Below are 12,166 nucleotides of genomic sequence, written 5' to 3' on the forward strand. Positions count from 1 at the left end.
GGAGACGCCCTGGCGAAGTGATAAAATCGTGCGGAAACTTGAAGCTGTATTGGAGGATGCTGGGGTAATCGGCGGCCCACCACTCGTGAAGGCACTCGACTTTCTCTTCGCACCCGATGTGAGCACAGTAAGCGGTGCCGTACGTCGCATGGCAACGAGTGCTGGCGTATCCGAGGTCTGACATCAAGCTCCCCCGAACTACCTGCTATAGATTCAAGAGCCTCAGCGGAAGCCGCTCTCAGCTAATCCCAAATAGGATAGGCCATGAAATTCCCAGAATCCAAAACAAGCAAGAGTCCAGTCTATAACGAGAAGATAGATCGGAATGCCCGCTTGGCCGAGGAATGGGAATCTGGCGCGACAATGATAGATATTGCAAGGCGCTACGATATCCATCCCTCCACGGTCTGGAAGAAATTGCTGAGATACTTTGAAGTTATCAAAGAGCAGATACAAAGCCGCGAAGGCATAGCATTTCAATGCCGGTTGACACGAAGGAGGCTGTCGAGTGATGCGATTGAGGTCGAGCCCGCTCTACCGGAGCCGCCAGCTATGGCTGCAATGAATGCCGATCTTTGGAGGCACAAGGCCGCGATAGCAATTCATGATGCAGAGCGGCCGATTGCTATGCGCGGGCTTCGCGAGTCGCGTCGGTTCAAGGCAGATCTGGCAAGGACTCTCGAACTTCACCGTTCCATTATCGATAGGCTCAGCGGCTTTGCAACTGCGACGCCATACGGCGACTTGGTTCTTACTGGGGCTTGGTGTTCTCCAGACGTCCGTCCGAACGAACGACCCGCCCTCACAGCAGTAGTGTCGCTACCCAGCTTGAAGCGGCATCACGACATTGAAAAGCCGCTCCGAAATCTGGGGGAGTTGCTTGGTTATACGACGAGGGCGCTGTCAGTGGCAGTTCGCGGCATTGAGGACGAGATTGAACTACTCTGGCACCATGAGGATATTGAGCGCATTGACATAACGGAAGAGCGCGCCCTCATCGACTTGCTTGAGTATTTGCGGTGGGAGACCGACGATGTGATCGTGCGTCGCTTTCGTGAGATCAGCGATGCGGTCCATGCAGGACGAGTCCCGGGTCCACCATCCTACCTGTGGCCGGCGACGTAATAGTAGCATTGTCACAATGATTTCGGCTGAAATACTGGACATCGTGCCTCCGACGGAGGCTGCTACCAACTAAATCTAAAACATATACATCAGAAATCCAAAATTCCTCACCCACTTGTGCTCAATCTCCGCTTTATAGGAATAGGTATGATCCGTGAATTCCTCCCGCGTCTCCTCCAGAAAATATTATCATGGATGCGAACGCAACATATAGACAGGAAAAAGTTTTCTGGTTACTTCATAACAATTCTTGGTTTTGTTATATTCCTGTTTGGACCATCCGATCATACTGACACGGTCGCGGATGCCCTAAGAAGCTCTTTCTCAATAGTTGCCTCTACAGTGCTCATGATGTGTGGTTTCTGCGGAATTATACATCAGAGCCTCACAAAAAGAACGCTCTATTGGTTGGATTTTTTCTGGATGTTGGGCACCACGTTGGGTGTAATAGTGGCGCTCGCACAAGCGCTTTTACTTCCGGCAGATGATCTTAGATCGACCATAAATGGCCAAATGGAGTCAGGAAAGGCTAAGATTATGGCAATGCTTGAGGATCAGTTTTATGTAAAATGTAGAATTAACCAAAAATACTCTAAGGAAATATGCGATAATATCGCCCAAATTCACGAATATATGAGGCGAGAAAATGCCAACCCGCCTAAATATTTAATTGAGAGAATATGCCCGCGCCCTATCCAGCTCCCTCATCCGCTTGACACCATCTGCATTCCACTCAACCATACGATTGGGGCAATGGAGATCGAGGTAATGAAGGACCAAAGTAACGCAAAGACACTAAGATACCTTATATCTCTGCTCCCTATGATTATCTCCATACTGCTTGGTCTGCGTATGGCTAAGAGCGCTTCGGAGCTGTGGTGGATGCCGTGATTTTACCATTCTGAGGGATAATATGGAGATCAAAAGATAGCATGACCTCTGAGGATAATCTCTCAGGCATCTATTTTCCGCGTTGCCCTGCTCATTACTCGAGATTACATGCTCCATCTCTATTAGCTAAAGCGGAAAGCACTGTGAATCAATCATAGACCAAGTCGGGCGGCAGCATTGTCGGTGAACAGGTTGCCGTCCCGGATGTACCGGCGTAGGGTGGCGGCGCTGCGGTGGCCGGTCTGGTTCATGATCGCCCGGTCGGAGACGCCAGCCCGCGCAGCGGAGGTACAGAGTCCCGCACGCAGGCTGTGCCCAGCGAAGCGTCTGGGATCGAGCCCCGCTCCCTTGGCCGCCTGCTTGACGATGAGGGCAACCGACTGCGTTGTCATCGGCCGCCGGATAAAGCCTTGGCGGGTGACCGCCCGGAAGATTGCGCCTTCTGCAATGCCGGCAGTCGAGAGCCAGTCCCGAAGCGCCCGCACCGGACAGGTCTGGGGCAGCGAGCCGTATGGGATGGCAACCCGGCGCCCTTCTCCCTCTTGGTCGGTCTTGGACCGACGCAAGGTGACGATCAGCCCATCACGGCAGAACTCAACGTCCGCGCGTGTGAGGTCGTTCAACTCGGAGCGCCGGAAGCCGCCGGCGAAGCCGAGCAAGAGCAATGCGCGGTTCCGTGTCCCGCGCGGGCGATCCGGCAGCGCCGCGACCATCGCCCGCAGGTCTTCAATCATGATCGGTGCCTTGGGACTCGGCGCGCTTCCATGGTGGCGCCGGATGCCTTTGAAGACGGAACGGACATGCGCGTCTGCCGTCAGCGAGGGAAAGCCGGCGAGTTGGTGGGCTTGGCTGATCGCGGCGAGCCGACGCTTCAGGGTCGCGACTCGTCGCCCCTGGTCGGCGAGGAAGGCGAGATAGGCGGCGACGGTCTGGCTGGTGGCGGGAAGGACCGCTTCGCCCCGCCGCCGGCAGTAACGCTCGAAGTCGCGCAGGTCGGCAGCATAGGCACGGAGCGTGTTGGGGCTGCGTGCCATCGCGACATAGTCGTGTGTGCGCTCCGTGTCGACCGTCGGGTCGGGAGGCGTGAAGGGCGAACAAACGGGCAGAAGCATGGCAATTTTTACTAACGATAAGTGGAGATTATCGTTAGTTTTTACCATAATTCAGTGGCGCCTGGAATTGTGGGATCCATTTAAAATTTTCACGTGTCTGGGCTATTGCTGAGAACATCGGCCTTTTCACGATTGTTCGGCTATGCAAGAAAACCGATCGTCAGTCATCTCTAATGTCCACTACACCGCTTCCAGAAGGCCCACGTGGCGATGCTACGAGATTTGTGCCGGGTCTTAATGACGCGAACCAGCGCCAAGTGGTTGAAAGCGATGGCGCAACAGTGGCGAAAGCGGCTGGGCTGAGGGCTCCCGCTGCTCGTAATGCGTATGCCTCGTTGTTGACCGGCCCGCCAAAAAGGATAAAGGCAGAGCTTCTGGACTGGATAAGCGCGTAAGTGTATCGTTATATCCACCTTGAGGTGAGATTTTTCCTTCCCAAACACCGACACCAAGGGTACTTTAAACCTCAGCATATCCGCATAGATTGTTTGATTTCTAAACAGCGCATGTAAGTCATATTTTATAGAGACTAAAGCACGTATAAGTTGAATTACTCTGTGGCCAGGAGAGGCGCCACATGGTCGCCGTATCGCAATTAACGACTCTCGCCTCCCCAATCGCTTTTGCTCTGGGATATTCCAGGGGGCTGGCGTGAAGAGGCCGAGTGAATCTGTAAGATGGCTAAGTGACCGCGCCATGTGTTCCCGGCCCGAAGATGTCGGCAGGCAATGGAGTGACGAATGACACGCTATTTCCTATATTTCGCCGCTGTGTTACCGGCACTCGCAACGGCGGCAACGGCTGAAGTGAAGTGCACTGGCGAGGGCGATGCCACTCCCGCCGTAGCAGAGATTCATCCCGAATACTCGCTCGGTCAGCCTCGGACCATTGAGGTCAATGATCAAGGCACGATCCGCTCCGTTTCCTATGCCAAAGTAGGGCGGCACGCCGTATTTGAGGGCGATATCATCATCGGCAATGCCGACCAGCTTGCCTTCGCGGAGCAACTAGGTCCGGTTAGCATTTACGCGCAGAACATGACTCTCTCGCCATTCGGCTACGTCGCACGCTCGGTGCTGTCGGGGGCTCAGAAATGGCCAGGAGGCATCGTGCCGTTTGAGATGGAGTCGGAGGTCCCGTCCGCCGATACGATCAGGAATGCCATGCAAGCTTGGTCAAATGCTACGCAGGTTCGGTTCGTCCAGCGCACGGCCCAGAATAGTGCACAGTACCCGAATTACGTCGCCTTCATAAAAGGGTCGAATACAATGGCCTGTCTATCTTACGGGATCGGCATGATGAGAGGGCGGCAGACCGTCGAATTAGTACAAGGATGCGAATTCGGACAGATCGTCCATGAAATTGGACACGTGCTTGGTCTTGATCACGAGCAAAATAGGGAGGACCGCGGCAAGTTTGTCCGAGTCGATCAGCAGAATATCATTCAAGGTTACGCGTATGCTTTCGCCCAGAGACCGAGCTTTTTCAAGGACGCGAATACTTATGACTTCGATTCAATCATGCATTATGAGCCTAATGCATTCAGCTGCAACGGCAAGCCGACGATCGTGGCATTGGCACCCATGCCTCCCAACGTACATTTCGGACAGCGAACGCACATCAGCAAGGGCGACGCCGCTGTGATCGCGGCGCTCTACAAATGAGCGGCGGCGTCTTGCCAAGCCTGGCCGCCTTGAATGCGCAGCTTCGCGGTTGGTTGATAATGATACTGGCTACTAGCTTGTGCACGCCCGAAGCCGGCGCAGCGACGCCAGCGGAGGTGACCACCGCTAACCAAGACTCGGTGGTGTTTATCGAGTCAACTGCCCCGGGACCCGACGGTAACCCGGTGACTGAAACGGGAACCGGCTTCATTGTTTCCCGTAGGGGATACGTGCTGACCGCCAACCACTTGCTGTCGGCGAATCAGTCAGCGAAGCTGGTCGGCCACATCAAAAGCCGGTTTGCGCAGGCCATTCCGGTGCAGCGATTGACTATTCCTGGTTGCTGCGACCTCGCGCTGCTATCCCTGCCCAGCGGACTCGGTCCGTTCAAGCCGGTGACGCTCGGAAACCCTGACTCTCTCAAAGTGGGCGATCCTGTGATCACTCTGGGTTTCGCACTCGACACCGACCTGTCCGCGACGGCGGGAATCTTAGGTGCGCAGGGCGGCAATACCGACGGGTTGTGGCGCATCACTAACCCGGTGACTTGGGGAGACAGCGGCAGCCCGGTATTTGATTCCAAAGGCCGCGTTGTTGGTTTGGTTAAAGGCGGAGTTGCCGGGGCCGCTGGGGTAAATTTCATCATCCCGCTGAACTTCGCCTGCGGGCTGTTGCTCGCCGCCAACGTGCCATGCCTGCCTCCCACAGGCGGTCAGCAAGGCGTGGCTCCGATCGCGCTTTCGGATGGCCGACTAGTGATGCCCTGGCCTTTATCGGAGATTACCAGTGCGGAACTTAGATTGCGCAACATTGATGACTACGCAGATGTCTATGTCAATGGGACTCACGTAATAAATCAAGCTGTGTACGGGCAAATATTGCAATTTTCTCAATTCACCTCGCTTCTCAAGGTAGGCGAAAATGAGATTCGGGTAGTTATTAAGAACGGACAATACGGTGGCTGTGGCGCTGCACTCGACGTGCACGTCAACGGCGAAGCGATCCAAGGGCTACAGCGGGCCTGGACGGTCCCAATCGAAAATGCCTTTATCGGCGGACTTTGCGTCGATGATTCGATTCTATTCATGATCGAGTAGGCCACTGATTGGAGGGTAGACGTGAACAAAGGCATTCGCATTGGAACTGGCATTGCGTGCGCGCTTAACTTGGCGGCCTGCGCTGGGATCAGCGTCACCCATCTTGCACCAGACCAACAATCTACCACGGGAGTCCCCTGGAATCTGGCTATGACCCAGTACACGCTCGTCATTAACCGAGCGATCACGAAGTGCGAACCGGACCCGGAAAGCTCAGTCGATGTTACCGTGACCGCCGCCAAAGTGCTGGATGAGAGGCAGCGCTATGTGCTCGACTCCCCGGGCATATGGGCAACCAGCGACATCACCTCCAACTTGGCGGCAGACGGCACCAACACAAGCCTGAACGCACATTCTGAAAACGCCGCCGGCCAAGTGATCAGCAACCTGATCAGCTTGGCCGCGCAGATCATCCCGCTAGCTGCGGCGGCACCTCCAGCCGAGGGCGAGCCAACGTCGCCACCTTCTCCAATCACGTGCTCTGAAAAGGTCAGAAGCGCTATTCTTGAGCTAGTACCCAAGTCTGGCAAGACGTTGAAGCAATTGGTTGAGGACGATACGACGGCTCTTAATGCGGCTACCGCCACACTGAACGTTCTAGCGGCCCAAGCCTCTAAAGACCGCAGCTACAATCGCCGATTGGCAGACGCGATCGGCCGCCAGGGCCACGCTCAAGCGACACTCACCGCGGATCAGGCCCGCTTGAGCAAGCTACTGAAAGACATTTCCGTTTCAGAAACGCGGCAGTGGCCGCTGAACTCGGACGAGATCAGGGCAGATCACGCCTTCCGCATCGACCCGAACTCACTGGCCAAATTGCTTATGGTACCGGAGGAACAATTTGAGCGGCAACGGTCGAAATTTGACGTTTCGCTTGCGCTCTATGTGCACCAACCCGATGGCCGATGGGTAAGCCCTGGCATTGGCAAATCGGGCGACACTGATGTCGGAGTCCCGGTCCGGCTGGGGCGGACGGGCCGCTTCTTGGTTTGCACCGGGGACGACGCATGTCCTAAGGAAATCCCGGTCAACGCACCACCAAATGAGGCGCAAAGGCCGGCGTTCGCTCCGGACCAGCCGGTTCTACAACTCGGCACAATGTACAACATTCGAGTACGCGGTGGCCTGTTCAAGTCAGAGGGAGCAGTCATCGCGCTGGATTCTAATGGGCTGCCGACTTCGATTCAGGTTTCCGAGAAGGCAGCCGTTGCAGATGCAGCGACTGGATCAGCTGTGGGTGCCGCAACGCAGATCGCAGCCATTCCCGGCCAGGTAGCGGCCGCGGAACTCGCCCGCACGCAAGCCAGGACACAGCAAATCACCGCCGAAAACGCGCTGGCCGCAGCCCGGGCCAGTTCCCGCACGGCCGCCTCCACCGCGGCGGCGAGCAGTGAGACCGCTCTGCTCAATGCACAGGCAGCACTCGCCACCGCTCAGGCCAACGCGGCGGCTGCCGGACCGATAGGTATTGCCGCTGCCCAGACGGCTACCATCAACGCTCAGAACGCTCTCCTTGTAGCCGAGGGCTCGGCCTCTGTGGCAAAGCAACTCAGCGGCGCAACCGCCCAGACTACGTTGCTCAATGCCCAAGCGGCGCAGATTAATGCGCAAGTTGCCCTCGTGAAGGCTCAGGCGGCATTGAATCAGTGAGCCTGCCAAGTAATCCGCCGTGGTGGTGTAGATGTGTCATCTCTCCGCCGTCCCTGGCGATGGGCACGTGTGAGCGTTGCGTCATATCCGCCGCTTTTGGGAAACTGCGCCGGGCGGCTGGTTGAGCCACTCCTCCACCAACGCCGTTACGGGGGAAAAGTCGAGATACCGCTCGAACAACCATGCGCCGAATTCGCCGTCGCCGACGATCGATAAGATGCTGATACAATCTTCGAGAGAAAGAGAGCGGAAGCTGGCGGATCGCCCAGGAGGAAGGGGAGAGAGGTAACAGAGATAAAGCTGGGCGGTCGCCTCACACCCGCTGTTGAGCGATGGCGTAATGAACAGCAGGCAACCAGCGGCGTAGGACGCAACGTCAGTCTGCATGGTCAAGCTGAGAAGGTGCTCCCCCTAAAGCTGTTGCAACAGCGCGACGCGGAGCGCAGTTCAGTTCAGTCCAGCACGCCCGCCGTCGGGCTGGCCTCGCGACCCTGCAACTCCCGGTCAAGCATCACCATGATGTCGTGGATCGTCCGAAACAGGAAGCGCCGCAACAGCTTGCGAAACCACCAGTACACCGTCTGCCAAGGCGGGAAATGGATCGGCAGCAGACGCCACCCGCAGCCGGAGCGGGCAAGGTAACGCAACGCGTTCAGAACCTCCCGCATGTCCACGGTGATTTTCCGGCCGCGTCGCGCCGCGGGAGGGAGCAGAGGCTGGATGGTCGCCCATTCCGCGTCGCTCAAGTCCGTCGAATAGCGCTGCCGTTCAAACTGCTTCTGCCGCTCGCGATGTTCTTTCGTTCACACCTCCTATAGGTGCAAAAACAGGCGATTCTGCAATCAAACCACAATTCCCAAACAGGCACTTGCACATAGAGTCGCAGGATATATGTGATACGCCACTTTGTTTAATGAGCCGCCTGCGTGTGTATGCGCCCCAATGACCGTGAAAAAGATACGCACTATCTGTCAGAAAAAATTTCGGGACAACACAACTAGGAATCGCAATTCCCTGCAATATCATATTTATTCGCTTTAAATTTTTGTTACCGATCACAGATATTTTATGAAATTATGAAAATGTCCCAAATATTACGCTAGGAAAATGATTAAACAGCGTGCGAAATCATTGAAGACGACCCATATCCTGGCCCTTACCGTTTACTTTTCCAGATCAGCCATGGTTCAAATAATCCCACTTGAGCCGATCACACCCCCAACCTCCACAACCACCTTGAACTGCCGCACCTCGTCGTCGATCCAGTCTCTGACGGCGCGGACCTTCGGATGGTCCCGATGCCCCATTGGGTAGACGAGGTCGTATCCGGACTCCACGTCCAGCCGGGCCTCGGGGAACAGCGCGACGAGGCGCCCCGCGGCCATGTCCTCGGCGACGAGCACGCTTCGCCCGAGCGCAACCCCCTCCCCGCGGATCGCGGCCTCGATCGACATGCTGCCATGGCTGTAGCCCGGTCCCCGCGCGGCGGGCGCCGGCATGCCCATCATCCCGAACCAGCGGGTCCAGTCGGCCTTCATGCCGTTCTCGTGGATGAGCCGCGCCGAGGCGATTGCGCCAGCGGTGCGAAGGCCGCCCATCCGCTCGCGATAGTCCGGGGAACAGACGGGGCTGACCGTCTCGTTCATGATCCGCTCCGACTCGGCATGGGGATACCGTCCATCGCCATAGCGCATCGCGACGTCCGCCTGCGACGTCGCGAAATCGATCTCGACGTCGGTCACTTCGAGATGGACGTCGTAGTCGGGATAGCGGGCCATCAGCCGGTGCAGGCGCGGGGTCAGCCACTTGCTGGCGAACGAGACGCCGGAACTCACGACGAGGCGGGCGGTCTCGTTCCGGCGGCGGATGCTCTCCGCCTCGCGGGCGAGTTCCGACAGAAGACGGGTGACGGCGGCGAAGAACGCGGCGCCTTCGGCGGTGAATTCGATCCTACGGGTCATCCGGCGGAAGAGCCGGACGCCGAGATGATCCTCCAGCGCCTTGATCTGGCGGCTGACCGCGCCATGCGTGACGTGCAGTTCCTCGGCCGCCAGCGTCATGCTCGACCGCCGCCCGGTCGCCTCGAAGGCACGCAGCGTCTGCAGCGGCGGAAGCCGGTCGGTCATGGCGCGCTCACCTGTGCGGAATACTCACGCATCTTGTGACGACAAATGGTTTGTCCGCAAGAGCGGCGGGACCTTAGATGTGCCCCGATCACGGGTATCCCGACGGACTGCGACGCATCATGAGCCAAGTCACCACCGCCCCCGCCTCCCCCTCCCCGCTCGCCGTCCCGCGCCCCGTCGGCCTGGGGAATTTCGCGGCGATGCTCCTGCTCGCGCTGATGTGGGGCCTGTCGATCCCGGTGACGAAGCTCGGCTTGATCACCATGCCGCCCCTGACCCTGACGGCGATCCGCTTCGCCGTGGCGATCCCGTGCATGCTGCTGCTGCTCGCCGGGAAGAAGCCCCTGCCATGGAAGGCCCTTCCCGCCGTCGCCGCCCTCGGCGTGCTGGGCATCGGCGTCGGGCAGGTCACGCAGACATTCGGGGTGGCCGGGACATCCGCCTCGATCGGCACCATCCTGTCCGCCACCATTCCGCTCTTCGTCGTGCTGTTCGCGACGGTCCGGCTCCGGCAGTCCGTCTCGGCGTTCCAGCTTCTGGGGGTGGCGGCCGCCTTCGCGGGCATCGTCATCGTGGCGCTGGAGAATGCGGGCGAGGCCGGATCCGCCGGAACGACCGCCCTCGGGCCGATCTGGATGCTGATTTCGGCGCTGGCGGTCGCCTTCTACTATGTCTGGAGCGTCGAGCTCACCAACCGGTACGGCACCGTGGTGGTGGCGGCGTGGAGCACGATCTTCGGCTTCGCCGCGCTGCTGCCCTGGGCGGGGTGGGAGGCGTACCACACGCCCTTCGTGCTGACCGGACAGGCCTTGGGGGCCGCGGCCTATCTCGGCCTCGCCGTGACCGCCGCCGGCCTTTTCCTGTGGCTGCGCATCCTGCGCGACGTGCCGGCCCCGGTCGCGGCGAGCGTGCAGTATCTCCAGCCGGTGTTCGGCATCGCCGCCTCGGCGATCCTGTTCGGCGACAGGATCGGAGTGCAGTTCATGGCCGGGGTCGCCCTCATCCTGGCCGGGCTTGCGATCGCGGTGCGGGCGCGCAACGCGGCGTAGGGCGGTCCCCCCGGCTTTGGGTCCGCGAAGCGAACCCGCGCGTCCTTTCATTCCACGCCGTCCGAAGCCCCGGATTCGGCGGCTCCTGCGGCATACTGTCCGGCGCGCCTCCGCAGCGCCGAAGCGGTTTGCCTTCCAGATTAATATATTAGTATAATAATCCCACGATCCATCCGGCGAGGTCCATCATGACCGCCGATCCTCTGGAGACGGCGCTGCTCCTGCGCGTGGTGGTGATGCTGGGGCTGCTGCTTCTCGGCTTCTTATAACTCTTCCACTTCCAACCTTTTCCACGGGGATGCCCGGACCATGGCGACCTACACCGACCTCAGGCGCGAGTCCTTCTCCGCCACCATCGACGGCAAGCCGGTGGATCTGTTCACCCTGCGCAACGGCCGCGGCATGGTGGTGCGCATCACCAATTACGGCGCCAAGATCGAGCAGGTCCTGGTTCCCGACCGCGACGGCGCGCTGGGCGACGTGGTCCAGGGCTATGACGGCATCGAGGGCGTGACGGGCGGGCAGGCGTCGATGGGGTCCTTCATCGGGCGCTATTGCGGGCGCATCCCCGATGGGCGCTTCACGCTGGACGGCGTGCCCCATCAGGCCGCGGTGAACAGCCCGCCCAACACCCTGCATGGCGGCCAGCGCGGCTCGCGCTTCCGCGTCTTCGACGCCCGGCAGCTCGACGAGGCCAGCCTGGAACTGACCCATGTCTTCCAGGATGGCGAGGAAGGCTTTCCCGGCACCCTGCCGCTGCGGCTGGTCTATACGGTCGGCGACGACAATGCCCTGACCATCGCCTGGACCGCGGTGGCGGCCGACAAGACCACCATCGCCAACTTCACCGACCACACCTTCTTCAACCTGTCGGGCGATCTCGGCTCGTCGATCCTCGATCATGTCGCCACCGTCCAGGCCGGCCGCTATCTGGAACTCGGCGAGACGGCGGTGCCGACCGGCGCGATGGTGGAGGTCGCCGGCACGCCGCACGACTTCCGCACCCCGGCGGCGCTGGGCGCCCGCATCGATGCCGACGATCCCATGCTGGCGCTCGGCAAGGGCTACGACCTGCATTACGTGATCGACAGGCCGGCGACCGGCCCGGTTCCCGTCCTGCACGCCCGCTTCCTCCACCCGGCCAGCGGCCGGACGCTGGAGGTGCTGTCGACCGAACCCGGCCTGCAGCTCTACACCGGCAATTTCCTGGAGGGCAAAACCCCGCGGGACGTCGGCAAGGGCGGCATCCTCTACACCAAACACAGCGCCTTCTGCGCCGAGCCGTCCAAGTTCCCCAACGCCGTCAACATCCCCTCCTTCCCGTCGACCGTGCTGCGTCCCGGCCAATGGACCGCCGGGTCCATCGTCTACCGGTTCGGGGTCGCCTGAGGCGGCACGGCACCGCCCGCCCCTCCCCCTGAGCACCACGCACGGCCGCCCCTCCTCCCCCTC

At 59.4% G+C, this 12,166-nt stretch carries 9 protein-coding genes and 2 pseudogenes; 7 read left to right on the forward strand and 4 right to left on the reverse strand.

What is annotated here, in order from left to right:
- The first annotated feature begins 264 nt into the window (after nucleotides 1-264).
- On the forward strand, nucleotides 265-1,125 hold the full coding sequence (locus tag JHL17_RS08645; RefSeq protein ID WP_200192112.1) for a hypothetical protein: 861 nt from the start codon (nucleotides 265-267) through the stop codon (nucleotides 1,123-1,125).
- Between the two features lie 147 nt (nucleotides 1,126-1,272).
- Nucleotides 1,273-2,016: a hypothetical protein gene (locus JHL17_RS08650; protein WP_200192114.1), complete on the forward strand. Its 744-nt coding sequence runs from the start codon at nucleotides 1,273-1,275 to the stop codon at nucleotides 2,014-2,016.
- A gap of 152 nt (nucleotides 2,017-2,168) precedes the next feature.
- Here the strand turns inward: JHL17_RS08650 and JHL17_RS08655 are convergent, their stop codons facing one another.
- Nucleotides 2,169-3,128 (reverse strand): site-specific integrase, encoded by a 960-nt coding sequence (locus JHL17_RS08655; protein ID WP_200192116.1) that lies wholly within the window; start codon nucleotides 3,126-3,128, stop codon nucleotides 2,169-2,171.
- Nucleotides 3,129-3,868: 740 nt separating this feature from the next.
- Here JHL17_RS08655 and JHL17_RS08660 point away from each other — a divergent pair.
- From JHL17_RS08660 to JHL17_RS08670, 3 genes are all read left to right on the forward strand, one after another.
- Nucleotides 3,869-4,792 (forward strand): M12 family metallopeptidase, encoded by a 924-nt coding sequence (locus JHL17_RS08660; RefSeq protein WP_200192118.1) that lies wholly within the window; start codon nucleotides 3,869-3,871, stop codon nucleotides 4,790-4,792.
- Nucleotides 4,789-5,889 (forward strand): S1C family serine protease, encoded by a 1,101-nt coding sequence (locus JHL17_RS08665; RefSeq protein ID WP_200192120.1) that lies wholly within the window; start codon nucleotides 4,789-4,791, stop codon nucleotides 5,887-5,889. The genes JHL17_RS08660 and JHL17_RS08665 overlap by 4 nt, the downstream gene beginning before the upstream one ends.
- A 150-nt stretch (nucleotides 5,890-6,039) precedes the next feature.
- Entirely contained in the window at nucleotides 6,040-7,539 is a 1,500-nt protein-coding gene (locus tag JHL17_RS08670) for a hypothetical protein (protein WP_200192122.1), read from the forward strand.
- Nucleotides 7,540-7,620: 81 nt separating this feature from the next.
- Here JHL17_RS08670 and JHL17_RS08675 read toward each other — a convergent pair.
- The 3 genes and pseudogenes from JHL17_RS08675 to gcvA all read right to left on the reverse strand — a co-directional run.
- A pseudogene (locus JHL17_RS08675) lies at nucleotides 7,621-7,935 on the reverse strand (hypothetical protein); the annotation flags it as partial.
- A gap of 59 nt (nucleotides 7,936-7,994) precedes the next feature.
- Nucleotides 7,995-8,339, reverse strand: a pseudogene (locus JHL17_RS08680) (transposase); the annotation flags it as partial.
- A 387-nt stretch (nucleotides 8,340-8,726) separates the two neighbouring features.
- On the reverse strand, nucleotides 8,727-9,665 hold the full coding sequence (gene gcvA / locus JHL17_RS08685; protein WP_200192128.1) for a transcriptional regulator GcvA: 939 nt from the start codon (nucleotides 9,663-9,665) through the stop codon (nucleotides 8,727-8,729).
- Between the two features lie 119 nt (nucleotides 9,666-9,784).
- On the opposite strand from gcvA, the gene JHL17_RS08690 reads away from it, so the two are divergent.
- Entirely contained in the window at nucleotides 9,785-10,714 is a 930-nt protein-coding gene (locus tag JHL17_RS08690; RefSeq protein ID WP_200192130.1) for a DMT family transporter, read from the forward strand.
- A 309-nt stretch (nucleotides 10,715-11,023) separates the two neighbouring features.
- A complete protein-coding gene (locus JHL17_RS08695; RefSeq protein WP_200192132.1) occupies nucleotides 11,024-12,103 on the forward strand; it encodes an aldose epimerase family protein in 1,080 nt (359 codons plus the stop codon).
- Nucleotides 12,104-12,166: the final 63 nt, after the last annotated feature.

The sequence above is a fragment of the Azospirillum endophyticum genome, from assembly GCF_016595245.1.
Taxonomy (GTDB): Bacteria; Pseudomonadota; Alphaproteobacteria; order Azospirillales; family Azospirillaceae; genus Azospirillum; species Azospirillum endophyticum.